Origin of the sequence: Paenibacillus aceti (assembly GCF_003614185.1) — a bacterium.
GTDB classification, from domain to species: domain Bacteria; phylum Bacillota; class Bacilli; order Paenibacillales; family Paenibacillaceae; genus Fontibacillus; species Fontibacillus aceti.
In genome coordinates this window covers 4,915,719-4,937,555 of record NZ_KZ987724.1, presented here as the reverse complement: position 1 = coordinate 4,937,555, position 21,837 = coordinate 4,915,719, and the positions used below count along the sequence as shown (strand labels likewise).

The window sequence follows — 21,837 nt, the reverse complement described above, 5'->3', positions numbered from 1 at the left end:
ACTGGATAAACTTTATCAAGTAAGTATATTCAAGTAACCTCTCTATTCTCCCTCACGAAATATAAGACTCGATAACACGACATCATAGTAACCATCTACACCGAGCAACTCCTGAACAGGCTTATCATAGAAAGTCATTACGGGAACGGGCTGCCTTCCGCCCTCCTGCGAGCAGCGGGCAAGACGCTCTGTCAGACGGCCGCCCTCGAGCATCATCAGACGGTATCCCCGCTCTCCAAACAGCTTAATGCTGCGACTAATATTCGCTGTAATGAACAGGGCCAAATCTCCATCACGGAATTCCAGCCCCGGATCGTAGGTCTTATTCCACCAGTGCGGGTCCTCTACTTCCTTGACATACTCCATGAATTTCTCAACAGGGCTGTAATAGAAGAGCTCGTAGCTGCCATTCGTCTGACCCTTGGATATAAAATACAAATCGAGCGCGTCCAGCTTATCGGCTGGCCCCAGGTTTTTCAGGCTCTCATAATCCCAGAACGGCACAGTAGTACGCTGTAGCTTCTCCAGACCTGCTATAATCTCCGCCATATGAGGATACCCCTCCTGGCGCAGCGCATCGTTCCTGAAGCGTTCCGACGCATAATATCGCTTGACTGGTGTTACCGCCTGATTCATCTGCATGAACAGATTTCTGAGCATCTTCATTCGCGAGCGGGTCAGCACATCAAGCTGCGGATGATGATTGGAGTTCAGATGGTAGGTCACCGCCAAATGCTCTTCTTCCAAAGCCTGATCAGACCGCCAATCCATATATTTGATTTGCATGCATATCACATCCTTATTATTTTATGAGTCAGAACTGACGATCTTCATGAGAATGGATGCGGGCTATGGTTCAAATTTAGCGGCTGGACCGGCGCTGTGCGTAGCCCAAGCTCAACCGGTATCTTATAGATTCGTTCACTTGTGATCATCCGTTCCGGCTCGCTGCGCGGCAGTTGGACCATACCCGGAACGATCATCTTGACGACATGCAGACCCAGCTGACGGACATCGTCCGTAGTCACATCTACGCACAGCACCTCTAGCCCCCGCTTCTCCAACTGTTGAACGATATACTGAAGACGCTCCGCTTCAGTACCGCTCGCGATGGACGGAGCCTCAGGGATCGGCCGGAACTCGCTTGAGGCCGTAGTGAAGGCCAGTTCCTCCTGAGCGTAGGGCTGTTCATAATAAGAAAGCCGCTGGCTATAGTCTGTAACTTGATGTGGCAGAAGCGGTGGATTTGATGGCGAATAGATCAGCGATTTATCACCGATGAACAGCTGGCTAATCTCCATCAGCGTATTACGTACCGCCTCCTCCATCGAGAGCCGGGTTGATCCACCGACAGATACTTTGCCATCGCGGGTCGTCAGCAGACCAAACGCCGATGGAAGGCCGATATCGCTCGTCGTATCGATCAGCGTCAGCTCGAATCTGTTCGGATCAAGCAGTTCCTTGAAGTGCCCCATGACAGGCAGATCGCGAGTATCCAATCTCGGCAAGGAGAGCGAATTATACCACATGATCATGAAGGCATCCCGTTCGATGATCTCCAATAAGCCTTCCCTCATAGACTGTTCCTTCGTAGCTCCTGCCGCTGAGCCTGTCATCAAGCCGAAGCAGATTGCTTCCTCATCCTTGCTCTGCGGGAGGTAAGAGTCCCAGGCGATGGCTGCGGGCACCCACTTCGTCTGGCCCGTCGTAAGGCTGCGGCCTTGCACCCAGCGGACCCGCGATTGTTCGGTAAAAGGCCGATACGGAAATTGCCACTGCTCATACTGCTCCTTCGTAAATAGTGGGAGCTCACCCGGATGAAGCGCGTCCTCGCCAAGCTCCTCCCAGGTTGCCAGCACCAGTCGTTCCGGAATGACATAAGCGGCGCAATATCGCTCAATAGCTTTCATAGCAGCAGCTGTATTCGCCTCCTCCAGCGTCAATCCGATCCCGCTGGCGATGGGATCGATCAGACCGTACTGCCCATCCGCCAAATATTTCGGATTGGCTGGAGTAGCGATACTAAGATATAGTCTGGGGTCTCCAGGGTCCGTGCTCAAATTTCTCAGTTCACCGACCATGCCCCCATGCGGACTAATCGCCTTCCGCAGATAGTCCGGCAAAGTTGCCGTCAAACCTTGAATTCTGGCTGGTGCCACGGTGTTGTCGGCTCCAGGGTAGCCTGCATAACTCGCCCCTCCCGACCTGCGGATCAATGTTCGACTCATGGCCCAAGCACCAGATCTGACTCACGCCAAGACTGTGAAGCCAGATGCGCCTGACTTCTTGCTCCGCAGGAAGGGCAGGTCGGCAGTTTATAGACCGGATTAACGTCCCCCTGCAGGTGGAAGGCGTCAAACTCGATCATATGTCCCAGCGATAACGGCGGATCATCGCTGGTGTGACGTGAAACCCATTTTGCCGTCTCGATAGCAATGACACCGCTTAGCACCGACCAGGATAGGTCGAGCATGGAATCCTTCGGCTCCAGTGGAGCCAGGCCGTTCGAATGGCCACGCCGCTGTACGCACTCATAGCAAGCCGAATAGCCGGGAACGATGATCGGACCGATTCTCCCCGTAGAATAAGAGAATTGCACCGGAAGCCACATGATCCCCTGCTTCATCGCGTAAGCATTGAATGCTTCCCCTCTTTTCTCGGCCTGTAGCACCACGACCAGTTCGGAACTCGCCCTGGTCTCTGTAAACTCGTTCACGGTGCTCACTTCAATCCCGAAGCCCGTGAGCAAGACCTCGAGCGAATCCGCCGAATTAACCGCTTCCCTCTCGCACAGAATGGTTACCTGACTCATACGGACCGACCTCCCTTCTTAAGAATCATTTCATATGAATATGACTTCAAATCATAACGACGATACATCCACTTCTACCTCCCCTATTTTATTTAACGACCTCCATCCGATCGACCAGCCATCCCTATATTATTCCTCCCTTCCCTATGAAGACCTCAGCAACAGATACAGCCGCTTCACTCCCAGGGCCTATGATAATCCCTCCCTCTGTTTCAATTTCTATAATTACACTGCCTCGTTCAGCGTAATTGCGAACTTGGCTGGATGATTGCTCACCTAGCTACTCATGCTAGGGATTGGTTACTCCCCAGCATATTGATTGCCCTCCGCCACATTAATGGTGACTCACTACATGAATTCCCGATCGCTAAACCAATGCCCTAGATGTAATATTTATCACGATTATGTGATTGTTTATGTAATCATTCTTACATTTGTCTAGCACATCCCCGCGCCTCGTCACACGCTCAAACTTAAAACTGCAAAAATGCAGGCTTTATCACCCAAAATTCCTATTCTGAGAAAATTCCTGCAAATAGGCAGGATTTTCGTGAAACCCAGGCTGTTGTGCCGCAAGCTCCAGCAAGCACTAGCAGACTCTAGCGAACTCTGGCAACTCTAGCAAATTATAACGAAACGTAGTGACCTTCACTCGCAGCAAAACAGCCTCCCCTCCTGATTTAATAGTAATCTATCTTTTTCAGTTTCACACCGAAAACCCGCTTACGTTTTCCCACAAATAAATTGCGCTCTCGGGCGATGCGATACAAACCAGGCAAAAAAAGACTGCACCCGAACCATTGCTACCAATAGCCGGATACAGTCTTATACGGTTTTCTAGGGTCACTCCAACTTAAATCCACGCTGCTGCAGGAACTCCTTCATATGAAGACGCGACGGTGTCGTCAGCTTCTCCGCCATAAGTCTCGACCACGGCGTATCCTTGACGCCGCCTGTACGCTTACGCAAGTATTCGCTCATGATCTCATCATACTCGGCTACCCGCCTCTCGCTCGCAACTCCGTCATATTCCTCCCAATGCAGAACCGCCTGCTGAGGCAGCCGCGGACGAAGGCCCGGATCCTGATCGGGATAGCCTAGACACATACCGAACACCGGATAGACCAGCTCAGTCAGGTTCAACAGCTCAGCCACTTGCTGGATCTGATTGCGGATTCCCCCGATATAGACGATGCCAAGTCCGAGCGACTCAGCAGCGATCACGGCATTTTGTGCGGCCAGCGCGACATCGACTGTCGCCACAATGAAGTTCTCGGTCACCCCTTCATAGGATTCCGAATCAGGCAGATGATGTCGAGCTGCATTTTTCAGCCGGGACAGGTCAGCGCACCATACTAGGAAGACAGGGCATTCCACAATATAGGCTTGGCGTCCGCTAAGCTGCGACAGCTTCTGCTTGCGTTCTGCGTCAGTGACGGCAATGACGCTATAAGCTTGTACATTGCTAGAGCTGGAAGCCATTTGCCCTGCGGCTACGACCTGCTCAATGATCTCCCGAGGCACCGGCTTGTCCGCATACTTCCGGATCGAGCGATGCGCCATTAACAGGTTGATTGTCTCGTTCATGCTACGCTCATCTCCTCTATACTGGTTATTGTTATCTTGCCTCATAATAATGAGACATGATCATACCTTTATTATACTGTTTTTAGCTCTCCTTACTTAATGGACAACCTCGAATCAGAAAAACCAGCCAAACACGAAATCACGTATCGGACTGGTTTATTCAATAGATAAGCTTATTTATAATATGACGTTGTTAAAGGAACAAACATAGCCCCATCATTTAGTATATCAGCATTAATAAACAACTCGTTCACGCCTGCGATATCTACCTCAATGGTCTTGAGACCGTCCTTAACTGCAATTTTTTCGCTCGTCAGCTTTACATCTCTTTCGCTGTCGTTAATGAAGAAGTTGTCAATATCTTCGCCAATGGCTGCCACCTGTAGAACAAGCTTCTGATACTTCCCTTTCGGGTACAGCATAAATCCGCTGCTGCGTTTGCCACTAGCATTATCGAAATAAGCTTCCTTATAGTCCTTACCCTGGTAGGTCGTTTCTTTCGAGTCCTTCGTATAATACATGTTTTCGAAGCCTTCGGCGATAGCTATGCCTTCCGCCTTCTCGCCCAATTCCACCGTATAGGTTTCCGGATTATAGGATACAGCGACTCCTACAATATCAGCTACCGCACGTACAGGAAGATACGTCGTTCCGTTATATGTAATCGGTAAAACTGCATTTCCCTTTTCATCCCTCGGCTGTACGGGCGTTCCGTTGTACTTGAGTTGAATACTACTGTTCAAGTAGGCTTTTACCTCCTGCAGTTTCGCACCTGCATACACTCCAGTCCCGGCTGTCAGCATAAGTGCTGCCACCATGGCACTAATTATCCATTTCTTTTTCAACATCTCATCTTCCCTTCTATATATAAGTGGATTACTGCACATTCATATGAAGAATATAAAAATTTAATTTCCAAAATTCAAGCGACTTATTAACCATATCAGAGTACAAATCTCCCTTCTTAAGCACCATTTGCACAAATTGTTTTACAATATATTCTAAAAGTGATATCATATAAATATCAAATAAATATTAAATCAATATTAAGGAGTGCTTCAACCTATGCTGAAGGAAAAACAACTATCTCACCTGAACGGATTTGTCGCTCTGCTCCTCTTCATCGCCTTTGCCGGCGCCGGGATATTCCTGTTCACCCTCGGTGATCCCCTTCCCGTCTTACTGGGAGTCATCTCTTGTGTGATCGCCTTTGTGACCTTAACCGGCCTTACGGTTGTACAGCCGAACCAGGCTGCCGTCATCACCTTCTTCGGGAAGTATCTCGGTGTGATCCGCGATAGCGGGTTCTATATGGTAACTCCTTTTTCCACTCGTAAGAAGGTATCGCTGCGTGTACGCAACTTCAACAGTGCCAAGCTGAAGGTCAATGATGTTAACGGGAACCCGATCGAGATCGCTACTGTCGTCGTATTCTCGGTTATCGATTCCGCCAAAGCATTATTCGAAGTCGATGAGTACGAGACCTTCGTAGAAATTCAGAGTGAGGCTGCTCTGCGCCATGTAGCCAGCAAGTACCCTTACGACGAATTGGATGGCAATGGTTTCTCCTTGCGTGGAAATACAGAGGAAATCGCCAAGGAATTGACTGATGAATTGCAAAACCGCTTGGCTATAGCCGGTGTTAAAGTAATCGAGTCCCGCTTGACGCATTTGGCTTACTCTACGGAAATCGCCAGCGCAATGCTGCAGCGTCAGCAAGCCGAAGCGATTATCTCTGCTCGCGAGAAGATCGTGGACGGCGCAGTTACGATGGTACAAATGGCGATTGAGCGCCTGCAGACCGAGAGCGTCGTTGAACTCGATGATGAGCGCAAAGCTGCGATGATCAACAATCTGTTAGTCGCGGTCGTATCGGACCGTTCCGCCCAACCTATCATTAATACGAGCAGTCTGTATTAATCGGAGTCCCATTCACGATGGCTAAGAAGAAGAGCTTCCCACTGCGTCTGGACCCCATCGTATATGAAGCTTTGGAACGCTGGGCGGCTGACGAATTCCGAAGCGTGAATGGTCATATCGAATATGTATTACGCGAGGCCCTGCGCAAAGAAGGGCGCTTGCCTTCACCTCAAATGCGCATCAAGGAGGCCCAAGACAATGGCACAAACCAGGATTAAATCTGCTAAGCCCTGGTGGGAGTCGAAATCGAAGTTCCTGCTGCAGGAATATGCGGCTAAATACGATGCTACCTTTGTAGCGGCATCCTTCAAGAACTGGAAGTATACCGGACAGCATGTCATCATCGGTCTGCCGCATGGACGAGGCCAACTGTATCTCACGGTTACCGATTCCAGCAGCTCCAACGGAACCAATACAAGCAGCGGTCAAGTCATCCAAATCAAGTATAAATACAAGCCGAGACGGAAGCTTGAATATATCCTTAGCCCGATCAAGAGCGCGCTGTTCCTGATCTTCCGCGGAAACTTACGGCAGGTCACCCTGCCGAATCCGCTCAGCAAGTCATTCCATGCCGGAGCCTCACATCCTAGTCTACTGAGGGGGATTCTGAAGTATGAGGGAATTGCGGAGCTGCTGGAGGAACATAAGGGCGCACGCCTCAAGACGCGAGTCAAGGAGCATGAAGCTGAGCTATCCTTCACAGAAACGCATAAGAAGGTCGATATAGCGCTGCTGCATGAATGTGTTAAGCTCACGGAACTGTTCATCGAAGCGATCTATGAGCAAGGAATGGTCCGTGAGGTAAATTAAAAATAAAATCATATGAGCGGATGCTACACTACAGGCCTATGCCTACCTGCGTCCGCTCCATAATGAATCTTTAAACACTTACAGCCGTATAAATAGGTTAGGAGTGGAAATTTCACTACCACTACACTTAGGAGGTAAGAATCAGAGATGAAGAAGAGCCTATCACGTATAGTCATGGCCACTCTTACGTTGACACTGCTTATGCCGCTTGGGGCGTTTGCGGCTGAGAGCAGCCCCTCATATGAGGCGACGAAGCAACTAGCGGCGCAGAAGGCCGAACTGGTGACGAAGAATTATGGTACGACTAGCCTGCAATATGCACTTATTGATGATGGAAAGATAGCAGTATCCGGGCAATCCGGCATCAATCATCTGTCTGACAAGAAACCACCGACTGCAGAGACGATGTATGGCATCGGTTCGACGAGCAAAATGTTCACGACCGTCGCGGTCATGAAGCTCGTGGATGAAGGAAAAATAGATCTGGATCAGCCTCTGACCAACTATATTCCTGATTTTAAAATGAAAGACGAGCGCTACAAACAGATCACCCCACGCATGCTGTTGAATCATTCCTCAGGATTAAACGGATCTACGCTTACCAATGGCTTTTTATTTGACGACAATGACACCTCCGGGTATAACGATTTGCTGAAGCAGCTCTCCACACAGCGACTGAAGGCTGATCCAGGTGCATTCTCGGTTTATTGCAACGACGGCTTCACTCTAGCAGAAATATTGGTAGAGAGAGTTAGCGGCATGGACTTCACGGACTACATACATAAATATATTACCGAGCCGCTTAGCATGAAAAATACGAAAACTCCGCAAGATGAGGTGAACATCGAGCAGCTGGCTGGCGTCTATTCCCCTGCCTATCAAGGAGAGCTGCCTAGAGATACGATTAACTTTATCGGAACCGGCGGTATTTACTCTACAGCGGAAGATCTCGCTCACTTCTCACAAATTTTCACAGGAAATGCTAGCGGCATTCTATCGGAGAAATCAGTAACCGCTACAGCGAAGTCAGAGTACAAGAAAGGCATGTGGCCGGATGAAGCGGATAGCTCGGTCGCCTACGGATTAGGCTGGGATAGTGTCAACCTGTTCCCATTCAACGACTATGGAATTCAGGCGCTGACGAAGGGCGGAGACACCCTCTTATCTCACGCTTCTCTGGTTGTATTGCCTGAGCAGAAGCTGTCCGTGGCGGTCCTCTCTTCTGGCGGTTCGAGCTCATTAAATGGGCTTTTGGCAAATGAGATCCTGTTAAGCGCGCTGCAAGAGAAAGGCATCGTTAAAGAACGGAAGCCAGCCAAATCATTTGGTGCACCTGTTAAGGCGGCTATGCCAGCGGATGTGACGACAAATGCAGGAGTCTATGGCGCTACGGGTCAATTGATTAAGCTGGATATTAGCAAGGATGGCGAGCTATCCTTAAGCTCATTAGCAGTACCTGAAGCTCCGGTTCAGAAATTCATCTATACAGCGGATGGGACCTTTGTCAACGAGATTGGCAGTGCGAAGGTTAGCTTTGTAAAAGAAGACAATGGACGTACTTACTTATGGGTAAGAACCTACACAGACATTCCAGAGCTTGGCCAGCTGGCTATGTCCGAATACCAGGCCGAGAAGCTGGAGCCTAATGAACTGTCTAAGGATGTGGCTAAGGCATGGGAAGCTCGGGAAGGCAAGACCTATTTTCTCGTCAATGAAAAATATACCTCCCAGGTTTACCTAATGATCCCTCCGATCGTCCAGATCGCTACCCTTAAGGAATTCCCGGGGTACTTGATGACGAACAAGATTACGGGGGCCGATGAGGCTCTGAATATGTTGAATATCCCGACATTGATGGGCCGAGATACGAATGAGCTCCATATCTTCACAGAAGACGGAGTAGAATATGCGAAGGCTGGCGGCAGTCTGTTTGTCAGTCAGGATCATTTCCAGCCGCTCTATACCGGAGCCAACTCGAAGACGAAGATCCAGGACAACGGCTATACGAGATGGTATACCGTTCCGGAGAAAGCGTTTGGCAAGACGTTGGTCGTTAACACGCCGAAGACAGGCTCCTTTGCCGTCTATGATGCCAATGGAACTTGCGTGAATTACAGCATCGTGAGCGGTGTGAATGAAGTGGGTCTGCCGGAGAATGCAATCATCGCCTTCATCGGCGACCCAGGATCACAATTTGAAATCACGTTAAAATAAACAGTAAGCCCCATAGGTTTAATACGAACCTGTGGGGCTTTACCATTCTATATACCAGTATGGGGTATATATTTCGCACATTATTTCATTAATTTATTCACGGTAACCAACAGCTCATCTACTACGTCCATCTCTCCAGCCTGAATCCGCTCAATGACGCAGCTCTTCATATGACCTTCCAGCAGCAGCTTGCCGACACTGTTCAACGCGGACTGCACCGCAGCGATCTGGTTCAGGACATCATCACAATAGGTATCTCGTTCGATCATGCCTTTAATCCCGCGAATCTGACCCTCGATCCGGTTCAAGCGACTCGTCAGATTGTTCTTCACCGCTTCGGAATGATGGCTATGACGGACATGGCCCTCGCCCTCAACACTGCAGCAATCACCCGTAACGCCATGCTTCTTGTCTTCCTGTTCCGCCATGTTATCACCTCGCAATATTGGACCTTTACATAATATTATCGCAATCCCGCCAACCTTTCAATCGATGGGGGATAACTAGCAGACCATTCACTTCATTATATTCCGCACCTCGTCTATCCATTCACGCAAAAATCACCCCGCACCTCCCAAAATCAAGGCACAGGGTGATTCTTATTAGACCAAAACGAATACCCGGTCTAGCTTTACTTTATTGATATCCCCAGATCATGGTGAACAGCGTACCGAACACAGTTACAAGCCCTACGAATAGTGCATAGGCAATGTTGGTATACAGCGAGGTCTTCGTACCTGTCTCGCCGATATGCATGAACATGAACAACTGGACACCCATCTGGATCGCTGCACAGATGATCAGGATCGTCATACCGACAGCCAGCGACATATCCCAGAGAATGACGGACAGAGCGACGACCGAAAGGACCAGTGAGAACACGTATCCCATGACGTGGTGGACAGGGAATAATTTTTTCATGTCACATCATTCCTTTCAAATATACGAAGCTGAAGATAAAGATCCAGACCACGTCGAGGAAGTGCCAATAGAGCGAGAAAATAAATGATTTATTCGCTGTATCGAGCGTGAAGCCCTCGCGCTTGATCTGCAGCATAATGCCTGCTCCCCATAGTAAACCTAAGGTGACGTGCGCACCGTGGGTGCCGAGCAGAACGAACAGACTGGACATGAAGGCGCTCGTAGAAATCGTTGCTCCTTCATTAACATAAGTGACGAATTCGAATATTTCTACACCCAGGAAAATCAGGCCGAGCACCAAGGTAACGAACAGGAAGACCATGGCGGCCTTCTGCAGCCCTTGACGCATACTGTTAATCATCAAGCCAATGGTGAAGCTACTTGTGAGCAACACGAAGGTCTCGATCAGCACTGGACCAATCTCGAAAAGTTCCTTACCTGTCGGGCCGTTACCAGTCCGATTCCAAAGCGTGAAATAGACGGCGAACAGCGTTGAGAACAGTACAATTTCCGCGCCAAGGAACAGCCAAAATCCGAAAATGCGATTACTATTCTCTTCAGAACGATATTCCAAAGGCAAAGAGTTATCTAATTTCATGCCTGTTCACCCCGCAATCTGGCTTCCGTCTCTTCAATTTCGCGAACCGGAATATGATAGCCGTGATCGCGTTCGAAGGAACGAACCGCCATCATTACAATAATACCAATTCCTGCGATAATCGCTGGAACCCACCAGCTGAATACCATGGAGAAGCCGAACAAGAAGAAGATTCCCGCAAGAATGATCGGTTGACCACTGTTGCTCGGCATATGAATTTCTTCATATTTTCCTTTATAGAGCTGATGTCCGCCCTTCTTATGCTCCCAGAAAGGATCGCGTCCAGTTACCGTAGGCACAATAGCGAAGTTATAATCCGGAATCGGACTATGTGTACTCCACTCAAGCGTACGTGCATTCCAAGGATCGCCTGATGTCTCTCTTGGCGCGTAGCGGAAGCTCCAGTAAATGTTATAGACCAGAAGTATAAAGCCGAGAGCTAGACCAAATGCACCGATCGTCGCAATCAAGTTAAGCGGACCGAAGCCTGTATCTGCCGAATAAGTATACATCCGCCGTGTCATCCCTTTAAGTCCAAGGAAGAATAATGGCATGAAGGTTACGTTAAAGCTGACCGCAATAAGCCAGAAAGCCAGCTTGCCTTGACGCTCGTTCAGACGGAAGCCGAACAATTTCGGGAACCAGTAGTAGAAACCGGCAAGAACCGCGAATACGGTACCCGGAATCAACACATAGTGGAAGTGAGCAACCAGGAACATCGTATTATGATACTGGTAGTCCGCACTCGCCATCGCAAGCATAACCCCGGTAACCCCGCCAATCGTAAAGATTGGAATGAAGGCGAGCGAGTAGAGCATCGGGGTCGTGAACTCAATCCTGCCCTTATGAAGCGTAAGCAGCCAGTTGAATATTTTCACCCCGGTCGGAACCGCAATGAGCATCGTCGTAATCGAGAACACGCCGTTAACCATCGCTCCGTGACCCATCGTATAGAAGTGGTGAGCCCAGACGACGAAGGACAGCAGCGAAATGACGACCATACTCCCTACCATCGAGGCGTACCCGTACAGATTTTTACGAGAGAAGGTTGAAATCACTTCACTGAAAATACCGAAGGCTGGCAAAATAACGATATATACCTCCGGATGCCCCCAGACCCAGAACAGGTTGGCCCAGAGCATATCCATCCCGCCGTTGGCCATCGTGAAGAACTGAGAACCGAACAACCGGTCGAACATCATCAGCGCAAGCGCTACCGTAAGAACCGGGAACGCGAACAGGATGATTACGCTAGTGATCAAGATCGACCAGGTGAACATCGGCATCTTCATCAGCGTCATGCCAGGTGCGCGCATCTTTAGAATCGTAGCGATGAAGTTCACGCCTGTCATCAGTGTACCGATCCCGGCAATCTGAATTGCTATCGAATAGTAGTTCATCCCCACCGTCGGGCTAAATTCATTGCTCGCTAGCGGGAAATAAGCCGTCCAGCCCGCGTCTGGCGAACCGCCGATGACGAAGGAAAGGTTGAATAGCATCGCTCCGGCGAAGAACAGCCAGAAGCTGACCGCATTCAATCTCGGGAAGGCCACGTCGCGCGCACCAATTTGCAATGGCACAACTACGTTCATCAGACCGATGATGAATGGCATCGCCATAAATAGAATCATAACAACCCCGTGGGTCGTAAATATTTCATTATAATGCTGCGCATCGAGAAGTCCGTTCTCAGGTATCGCGAGCTGCGACCGCATAAGCAGTCCGTCAACGCCGCCGCGGAACAGCATCAAGAGCGCACTGATAATATACATGATACCGATACGCTTATGGTCAACCGTTGTCAACCACTCGCGCCACAGGTAGCCCCATTTTTTAAAATAGGTCAATCCGATGACAATCGCCAGGGATACGACGACGATACTGACCATTGCTCCGTAAATCATCGGCTCCCCGGTGACGAAAAATTCGTCCCATTTCATGTCATGCTTACTCCCTTCTGCCTCTTAATTTCCGTGTGAAGCATGATCTGCCTCACCATGTTCAGAATCGCTCATATCCATTTCGGAATGATCCATCTCCGAGTGATCTGCCTGTGAATCATCTGCAGATGCTCCGCCATGATTATGTCCGCCATGCTCGCCTTCAGGCGCTGGACGGAATTCCAAATGTGTCGAGGAATACGTCTGTCTACCTACCTTGGCAGTCTCGAGTAGTGAATCGAACTGTTCTTCCGTCAACTTGGAAGCTGTATTCTTAACATCATTAACCCACTCGTCATACTTGGCTGTAGACATAGCGAGAACCTCAAACTCCATACCCGCGAAGCCCTCGCCGGAGAAGTTGGAGTTCTTACCCATGAATGAGCCTTCATGCTCGGCAACAAGATTCAGCTTGGTCACCATATCACTCATCGCGTACTTCTGACCGCCCAATTGCGGAACCCAGAAACTGGTGATCGGTCCATAGGAGTAAAGTCTGAACTCAACCGGACGGTGCGTAGGAATATTAACGTAATTAACGGTTTCAATTCCTTCCTCCGGATAGCTGAAATGCCATTTCCAGTTTGAGGATGAAGCATAAATAACTAGCGGTTTTTGGTCTTCATAGCCTGCCGGGACCTTATCCAATGCATTGGTAGTCCGAACTGTCACTACTGACAGAATCGCTACGATAATGACCGGAATAGTAATCCAGGTAATCTCCAGCCATTTGCTACCCTCAATATGAGGAGGCTCATAGTCTGGAGCCGCTTTGGAAGCACGGTACTTCGTAAGCATGAAGATGTACAAGACGTAGACAACCAGCAAGATTAGCGCCATGACCAGTATCGAGAACAAAATTACATTGGACTGCGTCTTCGCTACCGGCCCCTTAGGGTTCAACACCGCTAGCGAATTACAACCGGTCAAGAGGACAAGAAACGCTGAGAAAACGGCCAGCAGCAATCCTTTCCTTTTCATAAAATTCCGTTACCCCTTTCCAGCAATATAACGCACCACCCAATCTTCATTTGGATGGTAGTATTAATTATCTACCACTATGTTAGGTAAGCTCTTAAACAATAACAATTCATAGCAAATTACATTATTGAAAAATAATTACAATTATTTCTCACTTTTTACCGTCACTGTTTATTCAAATGTTCAAATTCAGCCAAATTCGACCGTATTCCAGCAAAATCAGCGATTTTGATAATTGTTCACATTGACCCCTCCACAGGTCAAAGTTCGCTGAATTGTCATAATTCATCGAACACTTCGTGATTATTATCACTTACTTTAGGAAAGAAAAGTTAAACTTCTCTTGTGGCGTTTTTTACACTGACGTTATATTCCTATTTTTGCGGTATAGATTGTGAGGAAAAGCACAGTGGAAAGGATGGATGTAGGAATCTTGCGGAGAGTTAGCGCCGCCTAGCGGTGAAAGTTCTGTTGGAGTGCGAAGTTGCGACTAGTAGCGAAAACCCCGTCCGAGTGTATAGTTCCATCTAGTAGCGATAGTTCCGTTCGAGTGCGAAGTTGCGACTAGTTGCGGAAGTTCCATCCGAGTGCGAAGTTGCGTCTTATTGTTGAGTAACATTTGTTTCGTGAAATTGCCGATACTTGTGAAGTACCGTTTGCCTAGCAAGTAACATATACAATTCGTACGAATCAGGTAGATCCCACCCGTGCCAGCATAAAAAAGATGCAAAAATGCAGGCTTTTATCCCTAGAAACACCTAAATTGCGAAAATTCCTGCGAAAATGCAGGCTTTTTGAAGAAAATCACCCGATTTCACGCAGATAATCGAAAAATCCTGCATATTTGCAGGCTTTTTACTAAACAGGGCCATTTTCGGGTAAAAGGATGCATAGACGCAGGCTTTTTCAAAAAAATCTTCGCAAAGAGCGACCAAGCTTCCCTAACCTTGTATCATCTACCTCAACCCACTACCACTCCACCCTACTCTTCCTGTATAGAACGGATCAAATCGGCCGTCGTTCCAAGTAACGAACTGTTTTTTGCCGGAATACATGGCGATAACTGGGGTTAAGGTAGCCCACCGCGCATGCTGCTTCACCTACATTGACACGACCCGTCTGCAACATGAGCAACGCCTGCTTTAAACGTTCGTCTTTCAGATATCCAAAAACGGTCGTACCGTATAGCTCCTTAAAGCCGACCTTCAACTTATAATCGTTAAGACCGATCAGACGCGACAATTCCAGCAGCGTAGGCGGATCGATTAACCGCTCTTTCATAATCCGCTTTGCCTCTTGAAGCTTCTCCATCTCATCCCGCGACAACGCTACAGCCCGGGAGGACTCCTCTCCCTCTTTCAAGAATAAGCGGCAGGCTAGCATAAATATCTCCAACGCATGACACTCCAGCTCCAGATTAGAGGCTCCCGGCTTGTCTATAGCAGACGCAAAGCGCTTCAACAGAAATGAAACGGCAGGCCCGATCCTCTCTTGAAAGACCCGCAAGTCCCGACTTCCCATGATCCGCTCAAAATCGACCGATGCTCCTGTATTCCATGCCTCTCCCATAAAGCGTTAAACGTCTTGACGGGAACGCCGATGGATAACATTTGGAACGGCTCAAGCCCATGCTTAAGCATTTGGACATGATTATTCATCTGCATTCAAATTGTGTGATAATGATTATCATTTTCATCATGAATTATACGTGACAAATACACGAGATTCAATCGGAAAAAGCGGGCGCCGTGCCAGGGCAACACACAAAAAAGCCTAAGGCTATCGGCCCTAGGCTTCTCTTACATGTTCTTGAAGGTTTGAATCACGCTGTTACAGAATTTCCTTACGAAGCTGTTCCGGCGATTTCGGGGACATCAGTCCAAACGGAATATCGAATACCGTTCTCGCTCCCGATTGTCCAGCTTGGGACAATTTGTATACTGCACGCGCATAAGCGACCAGCACGCTAGCTGTAAATTCCGGATTACTGTCCAATTTAAGCGCAAATTCATAGATTTGCGTGCTATTTTCACCCGTTTTGCCGCTTCTCAGCACCATACCGCCATGAGGCATAGCCGAGTGATTCTTCTTCAGTTCTTCCTCGCTAATGAAATGCACGGTCGTATCATAATCTGCAAAATAGTTCGGCATTTCCTTGATTTCGCTCTCGATCTTGGCCAGGTCAGCGCCCTCTTCAGCCACGACGAAGCACTCACGCAAATGCTTCTCACGGGTGGACAATTCCGGATTCTCACCCTTGCGCACACGTTCCACTGCGGACTCCACAGGAATCGTATATTGCACACCGTTCTTCACGCCAGCTACACGGCGAATCGCATCGGAGTGCCCTTGGCTAACCCCTCTTCCCCAAAAAGTATATTCCTTGCCTTCCGGCAAAATAGATTGGGCAAGCAGACGATTGAGCGAGAACAGACCTGGGTCCCAGCCTGTGGAGATCAAGCTGACGTTACCGCCTTTAGTCGCTGCATCATTAACATGCTCGAAATACTCCGGAATTTTCGCATGGGTATCGAAGCTGTCGACCGTATTGAACATAGCCGCGAATTCCGGTCCTTGCTGAGGAAGGTCGGTTGCAGATCCCCCACACAGGATCATTACGTCGATGTCGCCCTTGTACTTCTCAATTTCAGAGATATGTACGACGCCATTTGCAGCCGCTACATCGTCTGGGTTTCTTCTTGAGAAAATGGCGCGCAATTCGATGTCTGGATTTTGTTTGATCGCTTTCTCTACACCGCGCCCTAAATTTCCGTATCCTACAATGCCTACTTTAATCGTCGATGTCACTAAACCTTCCTCCTTCAAATAATAGCTCTTCACTTATTTTAGCTCAATCTTGTCCATTTTTAAATATTTAACATAAAAAGTAAGCGCCATTCCCTCAACTACAGCTCGGATTTATATAAACTGTTGGATTTTAGACATATTTAGTGCCGCAAGGGCAATTTAATAGCCCATTATGGCCATACTCATTCCGAAAAAATAATTTTAAAATTGAAGTTAATTGTAACAAATGTCATAGCATTTCACAAAAAGGTGGTGTTGATGTATGCGAACTTATAGGAATCTTCAATTCCGATTACTTCCATTGTTCATATTGACAGGCATACTATGGGGCATCCCCTCCGGGCAGGTCGCAGCTCACGCTACCGTCATCTCTTCCTCCCCGGCAGCGAATGGCATTCTGGAACTACCTCCTGAGGAAGTTATTATCACCTTCAATGAACCGATTGAACAGGCGTTCTATTCTATCACAGTGACCGGGCCTGACGGTCGGCCTGCCGATCAGGACGACGCCACAGTCCACCCGGATCAGCCTGAACAGCTAGTAGCCAGCTTGAAGAGCGACTTGGCAAGCGGAATCTATACGATCAAATGGAGAGCTGTCTCCAGCGACGGTCATGCCATCAGCGGGACGATCCCGTTCGGAATTGGCGCGGAGGGCAGCAGCTTTAATATGCACTCCCCCGCTGCAAAGGATATCTCACTACCCCCTGGCAGCCTGATTCTGATCCGCTGGCTGTTCTACATCGGGATCAGCCTGTGCATCGGCACCGTGCTGTTCCGCCTGCTACTGTTCCCGGCGAAGCAGCTTCGCATGAGCGAGACTTTGCAGCAGCGTAGCCTGCTGCTCCTCTATATTGGACTCGCCGCCACCGTAATCGGCGTCCTGCTCAGCCTGCCCCAGCAGACAGCCAATGATGCAGGCGTCTCCTGGATCAACGCCTGGGATATAGATTTGCTGCAAGAGACGCTGCGTTATACCAGCTTCGGGCAAATCTGGACCTGGCAAGCGATTCAGGTATTGCTGCTCGCCATATTCATAATGGGGCTAAGCTATACCATTTCAGAGCAGCGAGATAGTCCGGCGCAGCCTGGAGGAGCGGACAAATCCACCGCCAGACTCACTGGATGGGAGCAGATGTGGGGCTGGCTCGTTCTGATCGCCTGCGCGGGTCTGATGCTCGCCAAGGCCTTCATCGGCCATGCAGCAGCCGCCGATAACAAGCTGCTCGCAGGAGGTGCGGATTTCATCCATCTGCTCGCTTCCGCAGTCTGGCTTGGCGGAGTATTAACGATGGCCCTGCTGCTTCCAACCGTACGCAAGCAAACCGAACGGTTAGAGAGCTACAAGCCGCTCTATTGGCAAATGATTCGCCGCTTCTCTCTGATGGCCTCCATCTGCGTCATTATGCTGCTATTGACCGGCATCTATGGAGGTGCCCTGCATATCCCAACTATGCATGCGCTGCTGTATACTGGCTACGGGCTTGTCCTACTGGCCAAATTATCACTTATGCTTATCATGCTGGCTCTGGCCCTACCCGCATTCATGCGCGGCAGAAAGGGCAACAAGCCGCTCGGTCGCGGTGTATGGTACGAATTTGGCCTCGGAGCCATTGTTCTTGTGCTCGCAGCAGTTCTGGGCAATCTCCCTACGGCCGCCTCTGCTCCAGGCCCGGCCAATCTGCAGGCCATTACGGACGGCGGCTACCGGATCTCAATGAGCATCAGCCCGAATAGTGTCGGGCAGAATCTTTTTAGCCTGAGTGTCCAGGACCCCAGCGGAGCCAGCCTGGATAACATCGAGCAAGTCACACTAAGCCTGACTTCAAGGGAGATGGATATGGGTGTCATCCAGATTGAAATGCCCGGTTCCGCCCCCTTGGAGGCAGAAGAAATCATCACCATGGGTGGGAAATGGAATGTTCATGTCCATATTCTATTATCCACACTGGATTCCATCGATCATGATCTCATTCTACAGGTCGGTAATTAAAATATAAGGAGCTAACCCATTATGAAGAAAACTCATGCAAAATTAACAGCGATATTATCTGCAACTGCTCTATTCTTTGTCCTATTCTCTGCAAATGCCAGCGCCCATGTTACCGTATCGCCTAGCAGCTCGGCCCCCGGCTCTTGGGAAACCTACAGCATCAAGATTCCATCGGAAAAGGACCTCCCGACAACCAAAGTCGCATTAAAGGTCCCGGAAGGCTTCGACTTCAAACAGTATCGTCCGGTCCCGGACTGGGAGGTGGAGCTGACGAAGGATGAGGCGGGCAGAATCACAACGGTATCCTGGTCGGCTGAGAAGGACGGGATCGGCCCCGGGGAGTTCCAGAAATTCGAATTCGTCGGCAAAAACCCCGACAGGGAAGCGAACCTGGCCTGGGATGCCTTCCAATATTATAGTGACGGGAGTATCGTCGAATGGACGGGCGAAGCAGACTCGGATAAGCCGCATTCCATCACGGTCATTACCAATGATCCTGAAGCGGGCACTACTCTGACCCCGGGGCATGATCATCATGATACCGCCAGCGATTCCGGCAGCCAATCGAACGCCCTCGATACTGGCAGCAAGGATACAAGCAGCGCAGCCGCTCCAGACAAAGCAAAGACAACCGCAACCGCTGAGCAGCCTTCTGGGCGGATAGCTACCGTTATAGCTTCAGTGGCGCTCATCTTGTCTGCCGCAGCACTGATCCTGGCCATTCGCAAATCTAAACGGTAATTCTAACGAAACTCCATAGCGTTATTTGCTCAAAAACAGAGCCATTTCGAACCTAACGAAACACCATAGCGTTATTTGAGCAAAAAACGAGTTTAGTTGACAATTTGGGCTAAATAAGGTTACCCAGGTTCGTTACAATTCCCAGCGCCGCTTTTGGGCGTGAATAGCGATACCACGTTTCGTTAGAGTTCATTAGAGCCTAGTTTCTCCAGCAGCTAATACACAAATGCACCTGTACCAAGGATTTCTCCTTAGATACAGGTGCATTTTCTGTTTTAACTCAGTGGCACCCGAGCCCCATCCTGCGGCTTCTGCCCGGAGGACTTCCCTTCGCCAGCGGCTCCGAACAGACAGGCCAAGGCAAGCAGCATACCGACCGAGGCGCATACGAACAGCGCGGAGTACCCGAATATGTCGATGACCCAACCCAGTAGTGGAGGTGAGGTGATGGCTGCCAGAGATGAGACAAAATAATAGATCCCTGTCCGCGTACCGATACTCTCTTCACGGCCTGTGGAGATAACCCAGGGATACGAGTTAATGTTGATGCAGGCCCAGAAAATCCCGCCGACAATCAGCAGCACGCGCAGCCATAACACCGACTCCACGAATATCAGCGAGCCAAAAATGAGAACGAGGCCGCTTACACCGATAGAGATGATCCTCTTCTTCCCATACCTGGCCCCCAGCCAGCCACTCGGCAGAGCGAACAAGAGAAAAGCCAGCGAGAAGAAGGTCAACGAGAACGAGGCCTCGCTATCGGTCATGCCGATATATTTTGTACCATATAGAGTGAATAATGCTTCAACTCCCTGATAGGCTACAAACCAGAAGAAAATCGCACCCAAGATGAACAGCGTCGTGCGGTTCAACTCCTCCTTGATGGAGATCGGACGGATCGGCTTTGCCGCCTCCCCTGTGCTCTGCAGTGTAATCGGCTCTCGGATGACTGCCTTCAGCACGACTAGCGCCACCAGCATCACGATGCCTGCAAACAGGAACGGCATATAAGAACTGATCCCATACAGCTTGGAGCCCACGCCAAAAGCCAGCACAGACCCGATACCGCCCATGAAATTAATAATTCCGTTAGCCTTTGTGCGGTTCTCCTCCTCTGTAATGTCCGGCATTAATGCAACCGTCGGAGACCGGAACAAGCTCATCGACAGATTCATCAGCACCATGAACAATACTAGCGTGAAGAAGCCTGTATGCCAGGGAATAAGTGCTGCGAACGCCGCGCCAAGCGGCATTCCAATTAACAGATACGGCATCCTTCGCCCATATCTCGTATTCGTTCTATCACTACGGTGACCGATCCATGGCTGTAGAAACATCGCAAAATAATTATCAATCGTCATCATAAACCCAATCATGGCCGTGCTCTTCAAGTAGTTATCCAAGAACAGCGGTACAAACGCATTATATAGCGCCCAGGTCAAGCTGATGCTAAAAAAACCGAGTCCCAGCAGCCAGGTTTTCTTCATTCGGTCACGCCCCTTATTAACTTAATAGCTTAGCCAGCTTATCCGGGTAATCGGTAATGATGCCCGCTACCCCTGCCGCAATCAAAGACTTCATCATACTCTCTTCATTCACTGTAAAAGGGTGATACGCCACACCATGTCTGCCCGCCTCGGCCACCAGCTCGGGTGTCAACGCATACATATAGGCATGCAGCGCATCGGCCCCAATCCGCTTCGCGTAATCCCATGGCTCGTACAAACCTTCCATATAAAGAATGCCCGTACGGATGTCCGGCGCGATCCGGTGACACTCCTGCAAGGAATAATGATTGAACCCGGAAATAATCGTCCGTTCCGCCATTCCGTAGTGTCTAACCATGTCGATAACCTTTTGTTCTAATTCTGGATATTGAAAAAATCCATTCTTCAGCTCGATATTGACGATGATATCCTTGTCGCTAGCGAGCTCCAGCAATTGCTCCAGCGCAGGCAGCTTCTCCCCCTTGAAATCTTCGTGGAACCAGCCTCCGGCGTCCAAAGTCTGAAGCTCCTCCCAGGTCAAGTCCTTCACCCAAGCCTTCTTCCCGGCTGTCCGTTCCAAAGACTCATCATGGATCAGCACAAGCCGGCCATCCTTCGTCATCTGCACATCGGTTTCGATCCCGCTAGCGCCTAGCTCAATAGCGCGAATAAATGAAGCCATCGTATTCTCCGGGCAGTAAGCGGAAGCGCCGCGATGCGCGAAATTAATTAAATCAGCCATGTTGTATCCTCCTTAAGCGTATTCCTATCTTTTATTAATATTATTCGTATATCCAGTATAATCCTGCTATGTTAAGCCTGTATTACCGCATTTATTATTTCTCCCCGGTCTCGTGGCGAGCACTTTAGCCCGACTAAGGTCTAGTTCAGAAACCATCTTAAGCCCGTTATCCCCGCCGCAGAATCCATATACAATTAAAGCATAACAAAACGGAACATAAACAAATGGCTGTCTTAAAAACGCGTGATCAAAAGCGACCTTTTGAACTACTTTGAGCTACTTC

20 protein-coding genes are annotated in these 21,837 nt (G+C 49.2%); 6 read left to right on the top strand and 14 right to left on the bottom strand.

Annotated elements, in window-relative coordinates; genetic code table 11:
* Positions 1 to 42: 42 nt before the first annotated feature.
* The 5 genes from BFJ94_RS22070 to BFJ94_RS22050 all read right to left on the bottom strand — a co-directional run bounded on the left by BFJ94_RS22070 (position 43) and on the right by BFJ94_RS22050 (position 5,247).
* Positions 43 to 786, bottom strand: coding sequence for a nitroreductase family protein (locus tag BFJ94_RS22070; RefSeq protein ID WP_120464569.1), 744 nt, complete (start codon positions 784 to 786; stop codon positions 43 to 45).
* 44 nt (positions 787 to 830) lie between these two features.
* Entirely contained in the window at positions 831 to 2,228 is a 1,398-nt protein-coding gene (locus tag BFJ94_RS22065) for a YcaO-like family protein (RefSeq protein WP_120464568.1), read from the bottom strand.
* The gene (locus BFJ94_RS22060; RefSeq protein ID WP_120464567.1) at positions 2,225 to 2,812 is read right to left on the bottom strand and encodes a TOMM precursor leader peptide-binding protein; all 588 of its coding nucleotides are present in this window, start codon (positions 2,810 to 2,812) and stop codon (positions 2,225 to 2,227) included. Before BFJ94_RS22060 ends, BFJ94_RS22065 begins: the two co-directional genes overlap by 4 nt.
* Positions 2,813 to 3,655: 843 nt before the next feature.
* Positions 3,656 to 4,399, bottom strand: a complete 744-nt coding sequence (nfsA, locus tag BFJ94_RS22055; RefSeq protein WP_120464566.1) for an oxygen-insensitive NADPH nitroreductase — start codon at positions 4,397 to 4,399, stop codon at positions 3,656 to 3,658.
* A gap of 173 nt (positions 4,400 to 4,572) precedes the next feature.
* Entirely contained in the window at positions 4,573 to 5,247 is a 675-nt protein-coding gene (locus BFJ94_RS22050) for a stalk domain-containing protein (RefSeq protein WP_229717057.1), read from the bottom strand.
* A 220-nt stretch (positions 5,248 to 5,467) separates the two neighbouring features.
* On the opposite strand from BFJ94_RS22050, the gene BFJ94_RS22045 reads away from it, so the two are divergent.
* From BFJ94_RS22045 to BFJ94_RS22030, 4 genes are all read left to right on the top strand, one after another.
* Positions 5,468 to 6,319 (top strand): SPFH domain-containing protein, encoded by an 852-nt coding sequence (locus BFJ94_RS22045; protein ID WP_120465363.1) that lies wholly within the window; start codon positions 5,468 to 5,470, stop codon positions 6,317 to 6,319.
* A gap of 17 nt (positions 6,320 to 6,336) precedes the next feature.
* Entirely contained in the window at positions 6,337 to 6,537 is a 201-nt protein-coding gene (locus BFJ94_RS22040; protein ID WP_120464565.1) for a type II toxin-antitoxin system antitoxin, read from the top strand.
* Positions 6,518 to 7,129: a hypothetical protein gene (locus BFJ94_RS22035; protein ID WP_120464564.1), complete on the top strand. Its 612-nt coding sequence runs from the start codon at positions 6,518 to 6,520 to the stop codon at positions 7,127 to 7,129. The genes BFJ94_RS22040 and BFJ94_RS22035 overlap by 20 nt, the downstream gene beginning before the upstream one ends.
* Before the next feature lie 147 nt (positions 7,130 to 7,276).
* Positions 7,277 to 9,343 (top strand): serine hydrolase domain-containing protein, encoded by a 2,067-nt coding sequence (locus BFJ94_RS22030; protein ID WP_120464563.1) that lies wholly within the window; start codon positions 7,277 to 7,279, stop codon positions 9,341 to 9,343.
* 80 nt (positions 9,344 to 9,423) lie between these two features.
* Here the strand turns inward: BFJ94_RS22030 and BFJ94_RS22025 are convergent, their stop codons facing one another.
* From BFJ94_RS22025 to BFJ94_RS21995, 7 genes are all read right to left on the bottom strand, one after another.
* Positions 9,424 to 9,771, bottom strand: coding sequence for a metal-sensitive transcriptional regulator (locus tag BFJ94_RS22025; protein ID WP_120464562.1), 348 nt, complete (start codon positions 9,769 to 9,771; stop codon positions 9,424 to 9,426).
* A 208-nt stretch (positions 9,772 to 9,979) separates the two neighbouring features.
* The gene (gene qoxD / locus BFJ94_RS22020; RefSeq protein WP_120464561.1) at positions 9,980 to 10,264 is read right to left on the bottom strand and encodes a cytochrome aa3 quinol oxidase subunit IV; all 285 of its coding nucleotides are present in this window, start codon (positions 10,262 to 10,264) and stop codon (positions 9,980 to 9,982) included.
* 1 nt (position 10,265) lies between these two features.
* Positions 10,266 to 10,862 carry a cytochrome aa3 quinol oxidase subunit III gene (gene qoxC, locus BFJ94_RS22015; RefSeq protein ID WP_120464560.1) on the bottom strand — a complete coding sequence of 199 codons (597 nt, stop codon included), beginning with the start codon at positions 10,860 to 10,862 and terminating at the stop codon, positions 10,266 to 10,268.
* A complete protein-coding gene (qoxB, locus tag BFJ94_RS22010) occupies positions 10,859 to 12,802 on the bottom strand; it encodes a cytochrome aa3 quinol oxidase subunit I (protein WP_120464559.1) in 1,944 nt (647 codons plus the stop codon). The genes qoxC and qoxB overlap by 4 nt, the downstream gene beginning before the upstream one ends.
* A 24-nt stretch (positions 12,803 to 12,826) precedes the next feature.
* Positions 12,827 to 13,783 (bottom strand): cytochrome aa3 quinol oxidase subunit II, encoded by a 957-nt coding sequence (gene qoxA, locus BFJ94_RS22005; RefSeq protein ID WP_120464558.1) that lies wholly within the window; start codon positions 13,781 to 13,783, stop codon positions 12,827 to 12,829.
* Positions 13,784 to 14,788: 1,005 nt separating this feature from the next.
* Positions 14,789 to 15,352, bottom strand: a complete 564-nt coding sequence (locus BFJ94_RS22000) for a helix-turn-helix transcriptional regulator (protein WP_120464557.1) — start codon at positions 15,350 to 15,352, stop codon at positions 14,789 to 14,791.
* 261 nt (positions 15,353 to 15,613) lie between these two features.
* Positions 15,614 to 16,591: a diaminopimelate dehydrogenase gene (locus BFJ94_RS21995; RefSeq protein ID WP_120464556.1), complete on the bottom strand. Its 978-nt coding sequence runs from the start codon at positions 16,589 to 16,591 to the stop codon at positions 15,614 to 15,616.
* Positions 16,592 to 16,853: 262 nt separating this feature from the next.
* On the opposite strand from BFJ94_RS21995, the gene BFJ94_RS21990 reads away from it, so the two are divergent.
* Both BFJ94_RS21990 and BFJ94_RS21985 read left to right on the top strand, forming a co-directional pair.
* Positions 16,854 to 18,584, top strand: a complete 1,731-nt coding sequence (locus tag BFJ94_RS21990; protein ID WP_120464555.1) for a copper resistance CopC/CopD family protein — start codon at positions 16,854 to 16,856, stop codon at positions 18,582 to 18,584.
* Positions 18,585 to 18,605: 21 nt separating this feature from the next.
* Positions 18,606 to 19,325, top strand: coding sequence for a YcnI family copper-binding membrane protein (locus tag BFJ94_RS21985; protein ID WP_120464554.1), 720 nt, complete (start codon positions 18,606 to 18,608; stop codon positions 19,323 to 19,325).
* Positions 19,326 to 19,600: 275 nt separating this feature from the next.
* Here the strand turns inward: BFJ94_RS21985 and BFJ94_RS21980 are convergent, their stop codons facing one another.
* Complete coding sequence (locus tag BFJ94_RS21980; RefSeq protein WP_120464553.1) at positions 19,601 to 20,812, bottom strand: SLC45 family MFS transporter; 1,212 nt, start codon at positions 20,810 to 20,812, stop codon at positions 19,601 to 19,603.
* 16 nt (positions 20,813 to 20,828) lie between these two features.
* A complete protein-coding gene (locus BFJ94_RS21975; RefSeq protein ID WP_120464552.1) occupies positions 20,829 to 21,554 on the bottom strand; it encodes a glycerophosphodiester phosphodiesterase in 726 nt (241 codons plus the stop codon).
* Between the last annotated feature and the right edge of the window lie 283 nt (positions 21,555 to 21,837).

Bases quoted from the DNA above. Each gene is read 5' to 3' on its own strand.
- BFJ94_RS21990 (WP_120464555.1), top strand. From the start codon at position 16,854: ATGCGAACTTATAGGAATCTTCAATTCCGATTACTTCCATTGTTCATA.
- BFJ94_RS22040 (WP_120464565.1), top strand. From the start codon at position 6,337: ATGGCTAAGAAGAAGAGCTTCCCACTGCGTCTGGACCCCATCGTATAT.
- nfsA (WP_120464566.1), bottom strand. From the start codon at position 4,399: ATGAACGAGACAATCAACCTGTTAATGGCGCATCGCTCGATCCGGAAG.
- qoxB (WP_120464559.1), bottom strand. From the start codon at position 12,802: ATGAAATGGGACGAATTTTTCGTCACCGGGGAGCCGATGATTTACGGA.
- qoxC (WP_120464560.1), bottom strand. From the start codon at position 10,862: ATGAAATTAGATAACTCTTTGCCTTTGGAATATCGTTCTGAAGAGAAT.
- qoxD (WP_120464561.1), bottom strand. From the start codon at position 10,264: ATGAAAAAATTATTCCCTGTCCACCACGTCATGGGATACGTGTTCTCA.
- BFJ94_RS21985 (WP_120464554.1), top strand. From the start codon at position 18,606: ATGAAGAAAACTCATGCAAAATTAACAGCGATATTATCTGCAACTGCT.
- BFJ94_RS22025 (WP_120464562.1), bottom strand. From the start codon at position 9,771: ATGGCGGAACAGGAAGACAAGAAGCATGGCGTTACGGGTGATTGCTGC.
- BFJ94_RS22030 (WP_120464563.1), top strand. From the start codon at position 7,277: ATGAAGAAGAGCCTATCACGTATAGTCATGGCCACTCTTACGTTGACA.
- BFJ94_RS21975 (WP_120464552.1), bottom strand. From the start codon at position 21,554: ATGGCTGATTTAATTAATTTCGCGCATCGCGGCGCTTCCGCTTACTGC.
- BFJ94_RS22065 (WP_120464568.1), bottom strand. From the start codon at position 2,228: ATGAGTCGAACATTGATCCGCAGGTCGGGAGGGGCGAGTTATGCAGGC.
- BFJ94_RS22070 (WP_120464569.1), bottom strand. From the start codon at position 786: ATGCAAATCAAATATATGGATTGGCGGTCTGATCAGGCTTTGGAAGAA.
- BFJ94_RS21980 (WP_120464553.1), bottom strand. From the start codon at position 20,812: ATGAAGAAAACCTGGCTGCTGGGACTCGGTTTTTTTAGCATCAGCTTG.
- BFJ94_RS22060 (WP_120464567.1), bottom strand. From the start codon at position 2,812: ATGAGTCAGGTAACCATTCTGTGCGAGAGGGAAGCGGTTAATTCGGCG.
- qoxA (WP_120464558.1), bottom strand. From the start codon at position 13,783: ATGAAAAGGAAAGGATTGCTGCTGGCCGTTTTCTCAGCGTTTCTTGTC.
- BFJ94_RS22000 (WP_120464557.1), bottom strand. From the start codon at position 15,352: ATGGGAGAGGCATGGAATACAGGAGCATCGGTCGATTTTGAGCGGATC.
- BFJ94_RS22035 (WP_120464564.1), top strand. From the start codon at position 6,518: ATGGCACAAACCAGGATTAAATCTGCTAAGCCCTGGTGGGAGTCGAAA.
- BFJ94_RS22050 (WP_229717057.1), bottom strand. From the start codon at position 5,247: ATGTTGAAAAAGAAATGGATAATTAGTGCCATGGTGGCAGCACTTATG.